Here is a 15,393-nt window from a genome sequence, read left to right as displayed (position 1 = left end):
TAACACTTACATGAAGCCGTCTTTACAACTTCGCCTAGGACAACAGCTAACTATGACGCCGCAGCTGCAGCAAGCTATTCGCTTATTGCAGCTATCGACGATTGAGCTACAACAAGAAATTCAGGAAGCACTGGATGCAAACCCGCTGTTAGAAAGTGATGATGACTTCGAAACGTCACCGGCAGAACAGGATCAAAGCTTAGCCAATCTGACTCGCGAACAACCTGAAACGCAGCTTGATGCCAGTGATGATTACAGTGAACCGGCCGAACGCGACACCAGTGAACAAATGTCAGAACAAAATATCCAAGAAGATCTGCCATTAGACAATAATTGGGACGACTTGATTAGTGCTGCGCCAGTGAGTAGTGGCAGCTTGCCAGATGAAGACTTTATTTATCAGGGAGAAACCACCGAAACACTGCAAGATTATCTGCGCTGGCAAATGCAACTCACCCCTTTCTCAGACACGGATCGCGCTATTGCCGAAACTATAATAGAAGCGATCGATGAAGCTGGCTTGCTTACTATTAGCTGTGAGGACATTCTTGAATCACTGGCCATGCCAGATATCGAAGCCGATGAAGTAGAGGCCGTTATAAAACGTATTCAACTTTTCGATCCTGTCGGTGTAGGCGCGCGCTCGGTACAGGAATGTTTATTGGTGCAACTTCGTCAGTTTTCACCCGAAACACCTTATTTAACTGATGCAACGCAAATAATCAGCAACTATACCGAATTTTTAGCGAATCGGGACTTTCGTTCTTTGCTACGTGTGACTAAACTCAAAGAAGACGAATTAAGAGAAGTCATGCGGCTGATCCATAGCCTTAATCCTCGGCCTGGGGCGGATGTGATTAAACAAGAACAGCAGTATGTCATTCCTGATGTAACGGTGACAAAAGTCAAAGGGCGCTGGCAAGTCGAGCTAAATCCGGAGGCTATGCCAAAAGTACGTATAAATCAGCAATATGCTGCAATGTCCAGAACGGCAAAAAACGCTACAGATACGCAGTTTATTCGTTCTCACTTGCAAGAAGCAAAATGGTTTCTAAAAAGTCTAGAAAGCCGCAATGAAACCTTGTTAAAAGTCGCAAATTGCATCGTACAGCAGCAGCAAGCTTTCTTTGAACATGGTGAAGAAGCCATGAAGCCGATGGTACTAAATGATGTCGCGGAAATGGTCGGAATGCATGAATCAACCATTTCTCGGGTGACTACCCAAAAATATATGCATACACCGCGTGGGATTTTTGAACTTAAGTTCTTCTTTTCCAGTCATGTAAGTACAGAGAGTGGTGGTGAATGTTCTTCAACTGCCATTAGAGCCTTTATAAAAAAATTGGTGGCGGCAGAAAATCCGGCAAAACCGCTAAGCGACAGTAAAATGGCGGAAATTTTATCGGAGCAAGGTATTAATGTAGCAAGGCGAACCATCGCCAAGTACCGTGAAGCCTTGTTTATTCCGCCTTCAAATCAACGAAAGACCTTGCTGTAAGTGTCTTAACAAGAAGGAAGAGTCTATGCAAATCAACTTAACCGGTCGTCATGTCGAAATTACCGAGGCCTTAAGAGATTATGTCGACAGCAAATTTTCCAAGCTAGAACGCCATTTTGAAAATATTAATAATGTACATGTCATCCTAAACGTGGAAAAATTGAAACAGATTGCTGAAGCCAAAGTTAACCTGAATGGTGGTGAAGTTTTTGCAATTTCTGAAGATGAGAATATGTATGCTGCGATCGATCAATTAATTGATAAACTCGATCGGCAGGTAATTAAACACAAAGAAAAGCTGTCACGACACTAACTTATCATGATGAATTTAAGTACTTTGTTAGCGGAGAACTGCACCAAGAGTGCAGTTCTTTTTAACAGTAAAAAACGTATTTTGGAATATATTGCTGAGTTAGCTCATCAACAACTTCCTGAAATCTCTGAATACAGTCTCTTAGAAGCCTTAACTACCCGAGAAAAACTCGGCTCTACTGGTATTGGAGGTGGTATTGCCATCCCGCATGGCAAGTTAGATTGTGTACAACAACCGCTGTTAATCTTTGTCGTCAGTAAAGAGACTATCCCATTCGATGCGATAGACAATCAGCCTGTCGATATTTTCTGTGGCATTTTTATTCCGAAAGAGCAATGTCAAACGCATTTGGCAACCTTAGCGGGTATTGCTAAATTGCTCAGCAAAAAAGAATTAACCAAGAAAATTCGGCATGCCGAATCTGACGCTCAATTGTATGAATTGTTGATTCAATATAGCCAGCAAGCAGGTGAAGCATGAAATTACTGGTCGTCAGTGGTCGTTCTGGCTCTGGCAAATCAGTGGCTCTTAGAGTCATGGAAGATTTAGGTTATTATTGTGTTGATAATATTCCCGTAAATCTTTTACCCACCTTAGCTAACGCCGTTATGGAACAATACGAACGCGTTGCTGTTAGTATTGATGTAAGAAACTTACCAACAGAGCCCGATGAGCTATCCGAAATACTATCCTACTTGCCCCGCAAGCTAGAGCTAACGATCCTGTATTTGGATGCTGATCACGCCACCTTAATTAAACGTTTTAGTGAAACCAGACGCTTACATCCGCTATCCCATCAAGCCATGTCACTAGATGAAGCCATCTCTCGTGAACAACATTTACTCGATCCTATCGCGAGTCAAGCAGATCTGTATATTGATACAACCGAGATGAATGTGCACCAACTGGCTGAACAATTACGGGAGCGAATCCTGGGCCAGAAAACAGGTCGGTTGGTCATGCTGTTCGAATCTTTTGGCTTTAAGTATGGTATTCCAAAAGATGCGGATTACGTTTTTGATGCGCGTTTTTTACCTAATCCGCACTGGGAGCCCGATTTAAAACCCTTAACGGGGTTAGATCAACCGGTCAAAGACTACTTAGCCTCGCAAGCTATTGTTGCTAAGTATATCTGGCAAATTAATAGTTTTGTCAGTAGTTGGCTGCCGCATTTAGAGCGTAACAACCGTAGCTATCTTACCATCGCCATTGGCTGCACCGGTGGACAACACCGCTCCGTTTATATTGCAGAAAGTCTGGCCGAAAGCTATCGCAGCCAAAGAGAAGATGTGCAAATCCGCCATCGTGAATTGGTGAGACATCATGGCCGATAGCTATAGCGCACAAGTCACAATCGTTAATCAATTGGGGTTGCATGCTCGAGCGGCGACTAAGCTAGCTCAGCTCTGCCAAGGCTTTACCAGTAAAGTAGAATTGGTTCAAGATGATGGCAAAACAGCAGATGCGGGCAGTGTTTTGGCGCTATTAATGTTGGCCAGTAGTAAGGGAAAAACCTTAACCATTCGCACTGAAGGCGCGGATGGCCAAGCAGCACTTACCGCCGTTACTGCACTGATTGCAGCAGGCTTTGACGAAATTTAATCTTATTTTAACCGCTTATCCGATCTGTTTTCGTTTATTTCCCACCGTATATCTGCTACTGTTATTTCGTATATAAGTTTTTTTAGTTCAAAATTAGTAGCTTGAACTAACCCGAATTGAAAAGCTGCTGTTATACCCAACAAACGTCAAGTGCAGTGACATTCCGCAATTTCAGGCTATTTTAATAGGAGTAGCGCATGTTATATGTGGTATTAAGTCTGTTTGTTTTAGCGTGTTTCGCGCCATTACTACATCGCTATACCGGCCGGCATAGTGGCAACCTGTTAGCTCTGGTTCCCGCTATTTTGTTTATCTTCTTTTTCTCGCAACTGTCTTTAATTAGTCAAGGTGAAGTGCTGCGTCAAAGCTGGGCCTGGTTCCCAGGTATGAATATACAGCTGAGCTTTTTGCTGGATGGCTTATCTTTATTATTCGCTCTGCTGATTACCGGTATTGGTACCTTTATATTGCTGTATGCCAATAGTTATCTGCAAGGCCACCCTGCGTTAGGGCGTTTTTTCTTATTTTTACTCACCTTTATGGGCGCCATGCTGGGGCTCGTACTTGCAGATAATCTGATCGCCTTATTTGTGTTTTGGGAGTTAACCACCGTTAGCTCCTTTATGTTGATTGGCTTTAATCATGAAGATGCTGAATCCAGACAAAAAGCACATCAAGGACTTATGGTAACGGTTATTGGTGGTTTGGCACTGATGACGGGCTTTATTATGCTCGGTTTTGCTGGCGGGACTTACGAGTTATCCGTGATTTTGCAACAAGACTTAACCGAGCATGCACTTTACGCTCCAATGTTAATCCTGATATTACTGGGTGCCTTTACCAAGTCAGCACAAACCCCTTTTCACTTTTGGCTACCCAATGCCATGGCAGCACCCACCCCGGTTAGCGCTTACTTACACTCAGCTACGATGGTAAAAGCCGGTATTTATTTGTTAGCTCGGCTGCACCCATCACTGAGTGATAGTGCACTTTGGATGCTGACCTTAAGCGCGGTAGGTGCGGTCACCATGGTCACCGGTATTATTCTTGCCAGTAGAGCAACAGGTGTTAAGAAGGTTTTGGCATACTCTACCGTGATGGCGTTAGGCACCCTAACCATGCTGTTGGGATTAGGTACCGAAAAAGCCGCGTTGGCTGCAGTCACCTTTTTACTGGCGCATGCGCTCTACAAAGGAGCCTTGTTTATGATTGCCGGTATCCTTGATCATGAAGCAGGTGTCAAAGATTTCGAGAAAGCGTCCGGACTAAGGCATAAAATGCCAAAAACCTGTGCGGTGGCGATAGTTGCAGCCTTATCACTAGCTGGGGTTATCCCCTTATTTGGCTTTGTTGCCAAGGAACTATTGTTAGAAGCTGTTCTCAGCGGCGCGCATTGGCAAGTTCCCTTAATTATCGCCACTGTGGTTGCGAATATCTTCGTGGTACTGGTCGCGGCGCTATTAGCGATTAAACCTTGGTTTGGCGAAGTTATTGCTACACCGAAACATGCCCACGACCCAGGTTTAGCCATGCTAGTCGGGCCTACAGTGCTTGCGACCTTAAGCTTAGTGTTAGGTATCTTCCCATTTATTGCTGATAAAGGGTTACTGCAAGCTGCAGCAACGGCTGTACATGGCAGCCCAGTCACCACTTACCTCGCACTTTGGCATGGCTTTAATTTACCGCTCTTACTCAGCGTGATAAGCCTAACTGCCGGTTTAGTCTTATACAGCCAGTGGACGAGGTGGCGTAAACTGACCTCAGGTTTAGAAAAGTTAATGCCTGTTGGCCCTGAGGCGTTATATACCAAGATGATGGCGGGGTTAGTCCTATTTGCAGCATGGCAAACCAAGGTACTGCAAAACGGCTATCTTCGTAATTACCTGCTGACGACTATTGCTACGATGTTATTTCTCGTTGGCTGGGCCATGTTCAGGTTAGACAATTTTAATATCAGCCTTGATCTACATGATGTCAAAATTCAAGAAGCAGCGGTATTCCTCATCTTACTCGTTACTATTTTCTGTGCCGTTATCGTTAAATCACTACTCGCTTCAGTCGCCTTGTTAGGTGCACTAGGCTTCGCTGTAGCATTGATTTATGTGTTTTTTAGTGCTGTCGATGTTGGTATCACCCAAGTGCTGGTTGAAACCATCACCGTGCTGCTACTCGTGCTAGTGCTGTATCGTCTACCTGAATTCAGACAACTGTCCTCCAATCTCAACCGAGCACGCGATGCATTTATTGCTATCAGCAGTGGAGTGATGATCACGCTATTGATATTACTCATCACCAACACACGCTCAATGGAAGGAATATCGCATTACTTTATTGCCAATAGCGTACCTGAAGGTTTTGGCAGAAATATTGTTAATGTTATTCTCGTCGACTTCCGCGCATTAGATACGCTGGGTGAAATCTTTGTATTAGCGCTGGTAGCGATAGGTATTTATGCGATGGTGCATTTAAGGACTGGCGCAAAACCCATTACAAATGCCGATAAGCGCATCGCCAATGAACTAAAAAGAGTAAGTAGTGCGCAAGGAGATAAAAAATGAGCCGTCAGTTTAATATGCGTTCGTTAATTCTCAGTACTGGTACAACAATCATTTTGCCATTGCTCATTTTGTTTTCGTTATTCTTACTGTTACGCGGCCATAACGAACCTGGTGGTGGCTTTATAGGCGGCTTGGTAGCAGCTGCTGCCATAGCATTAAAACTGTTTGCCGATGATTACCCATCAGCAAAAAGTCTATTGCGTGTTCACCCTTTGCAAATTGTCGGTATTGGCTTAGCTATTGCAGCACTGTCCTCTTTACCTTCACTGTTTGTTGGAGAGAACTTTTTTACTGCGCAATGGTGGAGTTTAGATTTACCCATATTTGGCTATTTAAAACTCAGTACCCCATTGTTTTTTGATATCGGCGTCTTCCTCTGTGTCATTGGCACAGTACTGACCGCTATTTTCACTTTAGTAGAGGCTGAACACTGATGACCACGTTAATGGCCATTCTTATCGGCTGCCTATACGCTGCAGCCATCTACATGATGCTTAGACGCTCAATGGTAAAGTTATTAATTGGGCTTATCTTATTGTCTAACGCAGCAAACTTATTAATCTTTACAGTAGCAGGATTAGAAAGAGGCGTGCCGCCGCTCATCGCAGAAGGCGCAACGACCATAACAGGTGTCACTGCAGATCCGCTTGCCCAGGCATTGATATTAACAGCTATTGTGATCGCCTTTGGGGTTTTGGCCTTTGCCGTGGTGTTATTACACCGCGCTTATGAAGTCATCAAAACCGATGATATGAACGAAATGAAAGGTACTGATTGATGGACATGTCCGTGCTCATTGCGTTACCTGTAATAATTCCTTTAATTATTGGCGCGATATCGCTGGTATTTTTAAATAACCATGGCGCACAGCGAATACTGGGCGTTTTAGGTTCAGCTGCCGTATTGGTTGCAGCAGTTTTACTGCTTTGGTATACGTGGAACAATGGTATTCACGTACTGGAAGTAGGCTCTTGGCCTGCCCCCTTTGGTATTGTATTAGTGTCAGATTTGCTTGGTGCCATTATGGTGGTACTGGCAGCAATAACCGGGTTTGCTACGGCTATTTATAGCTTAAAAACGGTTCGCAAACGCTTTGAACGTTTTGGTTACTACCCTTTACTGCATCTGTTATTAGCGGGTGTGAATGGTGCCTTTTTAACTGGCGATATCTTTAACCTGTACGTTTGGTTTGAAGTGTTATTGGTCGCCTCTTTTGCGCTGCTTATTCAAGGTGGCGAAAGAGCGCAAATGGAAGGGGCAATCAAATATGTTACCCTTAACTTACTCTCATCAGCATTGTTTCTGACCGCTATTGGCTTATTGTATGGCATGGTGGGCTCACTCAATATGGCCGATATTGCAGTAAGACTGGGGCAAGTAGAAGATCCGAAAATGGTAACGCTCGTTGCCATGCTGTTCTTAATTGCGTTCTCTATTAAAGCAGCCGCGTTCCCACTCTTCTTCTGGCTACCGGCGTCTTACCATACGCCACAGGTTGCCGTGTCTGCGATTTTTGCTGGCCTCCTCACCAAGGTAGGTGTTTACGCCTTATATCGCGTGTTTAGCTTAATGTTCACAACAGAAGTAGACTTTACCCATCAGATCTTACTGTGGATGGCAGTCTTTACCATGTTAACCGGTGTACTTGGCGCCGCCTCTCAGTATGAAGTCAGACGTATTTTAAGCTTTCATATCGTCAGTCAAATCGGCTATATGATGTTAGCGCTTGCCTTGTTTACACCGCTTGCTCTAGTGGGCGGAGTGTTTTACATCATGCATCATATTATCGTGAAAGCTAACTTATTCTTTGTTGCCGGCATGATGTATCGACTAGGCGGTAGCTTTGAATTAAAACAGCTAGGCGGGCTGTATAAAAAACATCCCGGTTTAGCGGTACTCTTTTTAATACCGGCGTTTTCACTCGCGGGTGTACCTCCTCTATCAGGTTTTTTCGCCAAATTTATTTTAATTAAAGCCGGTGTAGAGGTGGAAGCCTGGTGGGCCGTGGCCGTAGCGCTGTTTGTTGGTCTGTTTACGTTATTCTCTATGATTAAAATTTGGAATGAAGCTTTTTGGAAAAAAGCACCCGAGCCAGCCATTGAGGTGCCAGCCCCTGCTCGTAATAAAGCCCTTTATTGGACCACAGGGATTTTAGCGAGCATGACCATTGCCATAGGTCTATTCGCACAACCTATCTATGTGCTTGCTGAAATGGCAGCCAATCAACTACTTAATCCGCAACTTTACATTGAAGCGGTTCTCGGTGGAGGACAACCATGAATCCATTATTAGCCAATTTGGTGATGGCGCTAATATGGGCAGCGCTGACCGATAGCATGAATGGTGTAGGTCTGTTGGTAGGCTATATTATCTCTTACCTAGTTATCGTTTTTGTTTTCAGAAATCAACCTGAGGTGCGTAAGTACCGCCTGCAAGTACCGCGGCTATTCAATTTTATGGTGTTTTTTACTAAAGAATTGATTATGGCTAACTTAAAAGTCGCTTGGGATGTCTTAACACCAACCAACTTAATGAAACCAGGCGTTATATCTATGCCGCTACGGGCAGAAACCGACATGGAAATTACCATGGTCGCTAACGCTATTTCTTTAACACCAGGCTCACTCAGCTTAGATGTATCCAGTGATCGTAAGGTACTTTATGTTCACGTGATGTATTTATATGATGAACAACAAGTCTTAACCGAATTAAAACGGATGGAATCCAAAATTTTACGGGTGATGAGATGAGTAACATTTTAGATTACGCCGTATTAGGCGGCTTCGGTATTTTGAGCGCAGCCCTCTTGCTGTCTATGGTCAGGCTGATTAAAGGGCCTAGCTTACCGGATCGAGTCGTAGCATTAGAGCTAATAGCCTCGATCACAGTGGGCGTTATCGGCTTATATGCCATTCGCAGCGGCAAAGATGCCTATATCGACGTTACCATGGTACTGGCGCTCACGGCCTTTCTTGCGGCTATTGGGTTTGCCCGTTATTTAGAAAGAGGGGGCAATCGTCATGATAACTGAGATTTTAGCAGCCATATTTTTACTAGCAGGCTGCTTGTTTATGCTTGTGGCTGCATTAGGGGTATTTCGGATGCCTGATTTACTGACTCGCATGCATGCAACCACAAAATCAGGGGTTTTAGGCGCGGGTTTAATAATGTGCGCAGTGATGTTTTTCTTTGGTGATAGCAGTGTCACCTTAAAAGCTTTAGCGGTAATGGCATTTACTACCTTAACCTCGCCTATTGCGGCACACACTATTGGCAGAGCGGGCTATTTCATTGGCGTTCCGTTATGGGACAAAACCATTAAGGATGAATTAAAAGGCCGCTATGACGAACAAAGCCATACCCTTAAAAGCAGCGATGAACAGCTAGAAGACAAAATAAGTTAGTGAGTGAGTTAATTGACGTTTGCTTAGTCTAGCAAACGTCAATACTAATCATCCGTGCTGTCAGAACGATTTCCCTCTTTGCTAGCGAAGGCTTGACCGCGCTTTAATTCCTGCTCTCCCTGAGTTTGATCAACGGCTTTTAAACGATGATGCAAAGCCGCTTTTATCAGCATATGTGCACTTACCGGTGCCGTAATCAATAAAAAGATCGTAATCAGCATTTCGTGCACACTGAGTGTTTCAGGTGACATACTAAAATAAAAAATTGAGCCAAGCAGAATGCCACCCATACCTAAGGTAGTGGCTTTAGTCGGACCATGTAAACGCATAAAAAAGTCTGGCATTCTAACCAAACCAATCGAGCCAATAAGGACAAAACAGCCCCCTAATAATAAGAAAAATGCTACTGCCCATTCCATCCAGTTTTGCATATCAGTACCTATTCAATAATGTCGCCACGCAACAAAAACTTGCATACAGCTACCGTACTAATAAAGCCTATCATGGCAATTAATAACGCAGCCTCGAAATAGAGAGGAGAGCCCATCAGCAAACCATACAAAATAATCAGGGCAATACTATTTATGTACATGGTATCAAGCGCCAGAATGCGATCAGGTAAGCTGGGTCCACGCATTAAACGCCATAAATTCAGCAATAACGCTAAACTTATCATGCCAAACACCGCAAAGATGACATAACTTAACATTGGAAAATCTCCTTGAGCGGGGCTTCGTAGCGGCTTTTTATGGTAGCAATCAACGCAGCCTCATCCTCCAAATCTAAGACATGGATCAACAGCCAGCGCTGTGGCAGCGGCTCGTCGGGGGCTAAATGCTCTACCGATGGATAAATATCGGCGCTTACTGTACCAGGTGTCATAGATACCGTTCCCGCCAAAATGGTCAAGGGTAAATTATGCTGCAGGTCCAACGGCACTCTAACAAATGCAGGACGAAGACGTTTTACGGGCCCTAATATAAGTAAAGCTACTTCGGCATTTGCCGTCACAATATCAGCTAACACTCTTAACATGTAACGTAAGGTTAGAAATGGTCGCTGAATTAAAGGCTGAGGATCGCGTAAGCGATAACACAACCAAGGAATAACAATGGCCAACACAGTACCAAAAAACAGGTGAATTGGCGCTGCGCTTTGGTTCAGTAATAGCCACACACAAAATAAAAGCAAACTGCGATAGGGTGTAGGCAGCCACTGAAAACGCGGATTCATCTTCATGGTAATACTCCGGTAGCCGGCAAAATGGTTCTAATTGTATTGATGACATCACCCAGTTGGCTGGCCCCGCTAAAACTTAGCTGCGTAAGTGGGCCGGCAAAAACCATCATTAAAATGCTGGCACTGAGCAGCCAAGAAACAGCGAAAACTTGTAACGGTAACGCCCGTTCATCCGCTTTTTGCATGCCGCTGACGCGCCAAAATAAGGTACTACCGGCTCTCGATAAGCCAACTAACACCATTAGGCTGCTTAGTAATAATAAGCCCCATAACCAGAACTGTTTATCCGTGCCCGCTGCGGCTTGTAATAACATTAACTTGCCAATAAAGCCTGAAAAAGGCGGTAAACCGGCAACCGAAATGGCGGCGATCACAAACAAAGTCCCCAATAAAACCGGTTGGCTGACCCGTCGAGCTGACACTAAGCGATCTGCAGCCTTACCACGCTGCACAGCGATCATATCCGCTAACAAAAATAAGGCGCCACAGATCAACGTGGAGTGTACGGTATAAAACAAGATTGAGGCATTAGCGGCCGTATTCTGAAACGCTACCATAGCAACTAAACTACCTACCGAAACCAGCACCAAATTAGCCACTAACTTGCGGAAATCTTTACTGGCTAAAACGCCTAAGGCCCCCAGCAGCATAGTGGCAAGCCCGAATACCCATAACCAGTCAGTCGCCAACCCTGACAATGGTCCAGCATGCTCACCAAAGATGGTTGTGAATACGCGTAATAAGGCATACACCCCAATCTTAGTCATTACCGCAAACAAGGCAGCCACCGGAGCAGAAGCCGAGGCGTAGGTGGCAGGCAACCAAAATTGTAACGGCAAGATCGCGGCCTTTAATGCAAAAACAATCAATAACATTAAAGCGCCAGCTTTCACTAGCATCTGGTTTTCTGCAGGTAATGTAGCGACTTTAACGGCCATATCAGCAATATTCAGTGTGCCGAGCGCGCCGTATAAAACGGCAAGTGCTAACAGGAAAATCGCCGAACCCGCCAAATTTAGAATGACATAGTGCACGGCCGCTTTGGTTTTATTTTTACCCCCAGCGTGGATAAGTAAGGCATAAGAGGCAATCAGCAGTACTTCAAAAAACACGAACAAGTTAAATAAATCACCTGTTAAAAAGGCACCATTTATCCCCATTAACTGAAATTGGAATAACGGATGAAAAAAGGAGCCTTTTTCATCCTCGCCTGCGCTGCCATAACAGATTGCGCCCAAGGCTAAAAATGCTGTCAGACATAACATAATGACGCTGACCAAGTCAGCCACCATAATGATACCAAAAGGCGGCTGCCAATTGCCTAACGCATAAAAGGTCACACCATCACGTACCACTTGTAACAGCAGCATTACGCAAACGACTAAAAGCATACAGGTTGACAACATGCTCACCACCCGTCGCCGCCAAGGCGAATGATGCAAGGGTGGCAACATAATGAGCAAAGCTGTTAAAAAAGGCAGCAGAATCGGTACTACAATCAGATGATTCATTTCTGACGCTCCTTCTTACCATGGCGAAGCTCTGGCATACTGCCATCAACATGGTCATTGCCCAAATCGGCTCGAGCGCGAATGGCTAAAATGACCAAGAAAGCGGTCATAGCAAAACCGATTACAATAGCGGTTAAGACTAACGCCTGCGGCAAAGGATCGGCGTAACTCTCTGAAGTTCCAAGCACGACAGCCCCTTTCAAATTTAAACGGCCAGAGGAGAAGATAAAAAGATTAACGGCATAAGACAGCATGGTTAAGCCCATCACCACCGGAAAAGTTCGGCCACGCAGCATCAAAAAAACACCGCAGCTGGTTAAAAAGCCAATACATACTGCAAATAAGGTCTCCATTAACTATGCTCCTTATGCGTTGGCCGATAGGACGTGGTCATTTTTCCTAAACTGGATAAAATCAACAAGGTTGCTCCCACTACTGTTACATATACCCCTAAATCGAATGCGATTGCACTGGCCAATTCAATTTCTCCGAACACCGGCAACGTAAAGTAATCGAACCAAGAGGTTAAGAAGGGACGTTCAAAGATCCAGCTGGCAAGCCCAGTCACTAAGGCAATCATCAAACCGATAGCGACCACCCGTTGATACTCAATGTTTAGTCTGGCTTTAACCCAATCTACACCCTGCGAAATATACAGCAGAATAATCGCTACTGCAGTAATTAAGCCGGCAATAAAACCGCCGCCAGGTAAGTTGTGGCCGCGGAAGAAGATAAATACAGAGACCATCAAGGCTAAGGGCAAAATACTCTGCGCCACAGTCGCAAGTAGCAAAGGATGACGCTCACGCGCCCAAGGCCGCCCTTCGCCATCACTGCTAGGTTTAAACACAGGAATGCGGGTCAATAATTTGAAGATCCCTAGCGCAGCAATACCCAATACCGCAATTTCCCCTAAAGTATCAAAGCCCCTAAAATCGACTAAAATGACATTGACCACATTGGTGCCACCGCCACCGGTTTTGGCATTGGCGATAAAAAAATCTGAAATCGTAGTAAAGGGGCGAGTCATTAACGCATAACTTAAACTGCCAACAATGATGCCGACTAAGGACGCTAAACCCAAATCACGCACTACTTTAGAGGGTTCAGATTGTTTCGGCGTTTTATGCGGTAAAAAGAACAAGGCTAACATCAGCAAAATCACTGTCACCACTTCAACGCTAAGCTGGGTTAAGGCTAAATCGGGCGCGGAAAAACGGGTAAAAGCAATCGATACCATCAACCCTACTACCGAAATCATTAATAACGCAACGACTCGCTTGCGATGCCAAATCACCGTCGCAAAAGCACTAATGAGCAACATCGCAGCCCCTGTTGCGTTAACCACATCCACGGGTAATTCCGCTCTGCCACCATAAAGGGTATCCATGTCAATCAACGGCAATCCCGCCAATATCACAAAGGCCGTCAGTAACAGCGCCATATAGCGCTGTAAGGAACCATTATCGATCCAATCATAGATGCTTGCCGCCTGCTGACAAAGCTGCTTCACTGCCCGTTCAAACAGATTTAAGGTATCAATACCCGGTAGCGCATTCTGAAAATCAAATAGCTGCTTACGCTTCACATACATAAAGACGCCGCCACTCAGAGCTACCGCACTCATCAATAGTGGTAAGTTAAAACCATGCCAAATTGACAAACTGTATTCCGGTGTCGGTCCAGCAAGCACAGCAACAGCAGCAGCATTAAGCAAGCCGCCCACTACCATCGCTGGCGCAATACCTACCACCAGACACAGTGCCACTAAAATTTCTACTGGCACCCGCATAAAACGCGGCGGCTCGTGCGGGGTTTTGGTTAAGCCTTTAGGCTGACCATTAAAGAACACGTCATGAATCAGCCTGAGCGAATAGGCCACAGAAAATATGGCGGCAATGGTTGCTAACAACGGAATGATCCAAGAAAGTGCGCCCAGTAAATGCTGCTGCAATGTTTCGGCAAAAAACATTTCTTTAGATAAGAAGCCATTTAACAAAGGCACACCCGCCATAGCCGCTGCAGCGACCATCATCAAGGTGGCAGTAATAGGCATAAATTGCCATAACCCATTTAAACGACGCATATCACGACAGCCAGATTCATGGTCAATTATACCGGCGGCCATAAAGAGCGACGCTTTAAAGGTGGCATGATTGATAATATGAAATACCCCAGCCACTGCAGCCAAGGGCGAATTCAAGCCGAATAACAAGGTAATTAAACCAAGGTGGCTAATGGTGGAATAGGCAAGTAAGCCTTTTAAATCATGTTTAAACAAAGCCAAATAGGCGCCCACCAATAGCGTGGCTAAACCCGTTAAACTGACTAGCAAAAACCACATTTCGGTACCAGACAGTGCTGGATAAAACCGCGCTAATAAAAAGATCCCAGCCTTTACCATGGTTGCAGAATGTAAGTAAGCACTTACCGGCGTTGGCGCAGCCATGGCATTGGGTAACCAAAAATGGAAAGGAAATTGTGCGGATTTAGTAAAACAGCCGAGTAAGAACAACAGTAGCATAACGGGATAAAGCGCATGCTGTTGAATCAGCTCTGCGCTTTGCAGTACCACTGATAACTCATAGCTACCGACCATATTACCTAGCAGAATAAAAGCGGCCAATAAACACAGCCCACCTGCGCCAGTGATGGTGAGCGCCATGCGAGCGCCGCGACGCGCTTCAGATTTATGCCACCAGAAGCTAATCAGCAAGAACGAGCTGATACTGGTTAATTCCCAAAATAACCAGATCTGGAGGATGTTGCCAGATAACACAATCCCCAGCATGGCTGTCATAAACAGCATAAGATAAGCATAAAAACGCGGCATCGAATCTTGCTCAGACAGATAATAGCGCGCGTATAAAATGACTAATAAGCCAATAGCCAAGATTAATAAGGCAAACAAATAAGCCAGACCATCCAAGCGAAAATGGATATTTAACCCCAGCAACGGGATCCACTGCGCCTGAAACTGCCACAGCTCTCCGGCGAATATACTTTGGGTAGAACTGAGTAAAATGACTAACGCCACTAAAGGCGCAATTGCCGTCATCAACGCACACGCATTGCGGGAGTGCTTTGCCATCAGTAACGGCATCAAAGTACCCAGCATAGGTAATAGTGCTATCCACAACACATTCATAGGGAAATCGCTTCCTTTAATTTAAGGCTGATATTGAACATAGTGTATCTAGAATAAGGCGGGTAATATTTTTTGTTCTTTGAAACTATTTATACCTGTAGCGACTTAAAAAGTCTATTA

18 protein-coding genes are annotated in these 15,393 nt (G+C 44.8%); 12 read left to right on the top strand and 6 right to left on the bottom strand.

Going from position 1 to position 15,393, the window contains the following annotated elements; translation table 11 throughout:
- Positions 1–10 precede the first annotated feature (10 nt).
- The 12 genes from ACO1PK_RS09485 (at position 11) to mnhG (ending at position 9,375) form a co-directional block, all read left to right on the top strand.
- Positions 11–1,498: an RNA polymerase factor sigma-54 gene (locus tag ACO1PK_RS09485; RefSeq protein WP_423185398.1), complete on the top strand. Its 1,488-nt coding sequence runs from the start codon at positions 11–13 to the stop codon at positions 1,496–1,498.
- A gap of 25 nt (positions 1,499–1,523) precedes the next feature.
- Positions 1,524–1,811 (top strand): ribosome hibernation promoting factor, encoded by a 288-nt coding sequence (hpf, locus tag ACO1PK_RS09480; RefSeq protein ID WP_423185397.1) that lies wholly within the window; start codon positions 1,524–1,526, stop codon positions 1,809–1,811.
- A gap of 6 nt (positions 1,812–1,817) precedes the next feature.
- Positions 1,818–2,291, top strand: coding sequence for a PTS sugar transporter subunit IIA (locus tag ACO1PK_RS09475; protein WP_423185396.1), 474 nt, complete (start codon positions 1,818–1,820; stop codon positions 2,289–2,291).
- Positions 2,288–3,145 (top strand): RNase adapter RapZ, encoded by an 858-nt coding sequence (gene rapZ, locus ACO1PK_RS09470; protein ID WP_423185395.1) that lies wholly within the window; start codon positions 2,288–2,290, stop codon positions 3,143–3,145. Before ACO1PK_RS09475 ends, rapZ begins: the two co-directional genes overlap by 4 nt.
- Positions 3,135–3,413: an HPr family phosphocarrier protein gene (locus ACO1PK_RS09465; protein WP_423185394.1), complete on the top strand. Its 279-nt coding sequence runs from the start codon at positions 3,135–3,137 to the stop codon at positions 3,411–3,413. Before rapZ ends, ACO1PK_RS09465 begins: the two co-directional genes overlap by 11 nt.
- 197 nt (positions 3,414–3,610) lie before the next feature.
- A complete protein-coding gene (locus ACO1PK_RS09460; RefSeq protein WP_423185393.1) occupies positions 3,611–5,971 on the top strand; it encodes a putative monovalent cation/H+ antiporter subunit A in 2,361 nt (786 codons plus the stop codon).
- Complete coding sequence (locus tag ACO1PK_RS09455) at positions 5,968–6,405, top strand: Na+/H+ antiporter subunit B (protein ID WP_423185392.1); 438 nt, start codon at positions 5,968–5,970, stop codon at positions 6,403–6,405. The genes ACO1PK_RS09460 and ACO1PK_RS09455 overlap by 4 nt, the downstream gene beginning before the upstream one ends.
- Entirely contained in the window at positions 6,405–6,749 is a 345-nt protein-coding gene (locus ACO1PK_RS09450; protein ID WP_423185391.1) for a Na+/H+ antiporter subunit C, read from the top strand. Before ACO1PK_RS09455 ends, ACO1PK_RS09450 begins: the two co-directional genes overlap by 1 nt.
- Positions 6,749–8,251: a Na+/H+ antiporter subunit D gene (locus ACO1PK_RS09445; protein WP_423185390.1), complete on the top strand. Its 1,503-nt coding sequence runs from the start codon at positions 6,749–6,751 to the stop codon at positions 8,249–8,251. The genes ACO1PK_RS09450 and ACO1PK_RS09445 overlap by 1 nt, the downstream gene beginning before the upstream one ends.
- Entirely contained in the window at positions 8,248–8,721 is a 474-nt protein-coding gene (locus ACO1PK_RS09440; protein ID WP_423185389.1) for a Na+/H+ antiporter subunit E, read from the top strand. Before ACO1PK_RS09445 ends, ACO1PK_RS09440 begins: the two co-directional genes overlap by 4 nt.
- Complete coding sequence (locus tag ACO1PK_RS09435) at positions 8,718–9,002, top strand: monovalent cation/H+ antiporter complex subunit F (protein WP_423185388.1); 285 nt, start codon at positions 8,718–8,720, stop codon at positions 9,000–9,002. The genes ACO1PK_RS09440 and ACO1PK_RS09435 overlap by 4 nt, the downstream gene beginning before the upstream one ends.
- Positions 8,992–9,375, top strand: coding sequence for a monovalent cation/H(+) antiporter subunit G (gene mnhG, locus ACO1PK_RS09430; RefSeq protein ID WP_423185387.1), 384 nt, complete (start codon positions 8,992–8,994; stop codon positions 9,373–9,375). The genes ACO1PK_RS09435 and mnhG overlap by 11 nt, the downstream gene beginning before the upstream one ends.
- A 44-nt stretch (positions 9,376–9,419) precedes the next feature.
- Here mnhG and ACO1PK_RS09425 read toward each other — a convergent pair whose 3' ends face one another.
- From ACO1PK_RS09425 to ACO1PK_RS09400, 6 genes are read right to left on the bottom strand one after another with little or no spacing between them, the layout of a single operon-like run.
- On the bottom strand, positions 9,420–9,806 hold the full coding sequence (locus ACO1PK_RS09425; RefSeq protein WP_423185386.1) for a Na+/H+ antiporter subunit G: 387 nt from the start codon (positions 9,804–9,806) through the stop codon (positions 9,420–9,422).
- An 8-nt stretch (positions 9,807–9,814) separates the two neighbouring features.
- A complete protein-coding gene (locus tag ACO1PK_RS09420; RefSeq protein WP_423185385.1) occupies positions 9,815–10,084 on the bottom strand; it encodes a K+/H+ antiporter subunit F in 270 nt (89 codons plus the stop codon).
- Positions 10,078–10,614: a Na+/H+ antiporter subunit E gene (locus tag ACO1PK_RS09415; protein WP_423185384.1), complete on the bottom strand. Its 537-nt coding sequence runs from the start codon at positions 10,612–10,614 to the stop codon at positions 10,078–10,080. The genes ACO1PK_RS09420 and ACO1PK_RS09415 overlap by 7 nt, the downstream gene beginning before the upstream one ends.
- Positions 10,611–12,125, bottom strand: a complete 1,515-nt coding sequence (locus tag ACO1PK_RS09410; RefSeq protein ID WP_423185383.1) for a monovalent cation/H+ antiporter subunit D — start codon at positions 12,123–12,125, stop codon at positions 10,611–10,613. The genes ACO1PK_RS09415 and ACO1PK_RS09410 overlap by 4 nt, the downstream gene beginning before the upstream one ends.
- Positions 12,122–12,478, bottom strand: a complete 357-nt coding sequence (locus tag ACO1PK_RS09405; RefSeq protein WP_423185382.1) for a Na+/H+ antiporter subunit C — start codon at positions 12,476–12,478, stop codon at positions 12,122–12,124. The genes ACO1PK_RS09410 and ACO1PK_RS09405 overlap by 4 nt, the downstream gene beginning before the upstream one ends.
- Complete coding sequence (locus ACO1PK_RS09400) at positions 12,478–15,273, bottom strand: monovalent cation/H+ antiporter subunit A (protein ID WP_423185381.1); 2,796 nt, start codon at positions 15,271–15,273, stop codon at positions 12,478–12,480. The genes ACO1PK_RS09405 and ACO1PK_RS09400 overlap by 1 nt, the downstream gene beginning before the upstream one ends.
- Positions 15,274–15,393 lie beyond the last annotated feature (120 nt).

The organism is Alishewanella sp. d11 (genome assembly GCF_049390205.1).
Taxonomy (GTDB): Bacteria; Pseudomonadota; Gammaproteobacteria; order Enterobacterales; family Alteromonadaceae; genus Alishewanella.
Note: the sequence above shows the minus strand (reverse complement) of the source record. Positions and strands in the feature narration are given on the sequence as shown.

Excerpts from the sequence above, each read along its gene's own strand:
- ACO1PK_RS09485 (WP_423185398.1), top strand. The coding sequence starts at position 11 with ATGAAGCCGTCTTTACAACTTCGCCTAGGACAACAGCTAACTATGACG.
- hpf (WP_423185397.1), top strand. The coding sequence starts at position 1,524 with ATGCAAATCAACTTAACCGGTCGTCATGTCGAAATTACCGAGGCCTTA.
- ACO1PK_RS09475 (WP_423185396.1), top strand. The coding sequence starts at position 1,818 with ATGATGAATTTAAGTACTTTGTTAGCGGAGAACTGCACCAAGAGTGCA.
- rapZ (WP_423185395.1), top strand. The coding sequence starts at position 2,288 with ATGAAATTACTGGTCGTCAGTGGTCGTTCTGGCTCTGGCAAATCAGTG.
- ACO1PK_RS09465 (WP_423185394.1), top strand. The coding sequence starts at position 3,135 with ATGGCCGATAGCTATAGCGCACAAGTCACAATCGTTAATCAATTGGGG.
- ACO1PK_RS09460 (WP_423185393.1), top strand. The coding sequence starts at position 3,611 with ATGTTATATGTGGTATTAAGTCTGTTTGTTTTAGCGTGTTTCGCGCCA.
- ACO1PK_RS09455 (WP_423185392.1), top strand. The coding sequence starts at position 5,968 with ATGAGCCGTCAGTTTAATATGCGTTCGTTAATTCTCAGTACTGGTACA.
- ACO1PK_RS09450 (WP_423185391.1), top strand. The coding sequence starts at position 6,405 with ATGACCACGTTAATGGCCATTCTTATCGGCTGCCTATACGCTGCAGCC.
- ACO1PK_RS09445 (WP_423185390.1), top strand. The coding sequence starts at position 6,749 with ATGGACATGTCCGTGCTCATTGCGTTACCTGTAATAATTCCTTTAATT.
- ACO1PK_RS09440 (WP_423185389.1), top strand. The coding sequence starts at position 8,248 with ATGAATCCATTATTAGCCAATTTGGTGATGGCGCTAATATGGGCAGCG.
- ACO1PK_RS09435 (WP_423185388.1), top strand. The coding sequence starts at position 8,718 with ATGAGTAACATTTTAGATTACGCCGTATTAGGCGGCTTCGGTATTTTG.
- mnhG (WP_423185387.1), top strand. The coding sequence starts at position 8,992 with ATGATAACTGAGATTTTAGCAGCCATATTTTTACTAGCAGGCTGCTTG.
- ACO1PK_RS09425 (WP_423185386.1), bottom strand. The coding sequence starts at position 9,806 with ATGCAAAACTGGATGGAATGGGCAGTAGCATTTTTCTTATTATTAGGG.
- ACO1PK_RS09420 (WP_423185385.1), bottom strand. The coding sequence starts at position 10,084 with ATGTTAAGTTATGTCATCTTTGCGGTGTTTGGCATGATAAGTTTAGCG.
- ACO1PK_RS09415 (WP_423185384.1), bottom strand. The coding sequence starts at position 10,614 with ATGAAGATGAATCCGCGTTTTCAGTGGCTGCCTACACCCTATCGCAGT.
- ACO1PK_RS09410 (WP_423185383.1), bottom strand. The coding sequence starts at position 12,125 with ATGAATCATCTGATTGTAGTACCGATTCTGCTGCCTTTTTTAACAGCT.
- ACO1PK_RS09405 (WP_423185382.1), bottom strand. The coding sequence starts at position 12,478 with ATGGAGACCTTATTTGCAGTATGTATTGGCTTTTTAACCAGCTGCGGT.
- ACO1PK_RS09400 (WP_423185381.1), bottom strand. The coding sequence starts at position 15,273 with ATGAATGTGTTGTGGATAGCACTATTACCTATGCTGGGTACTTTGATG.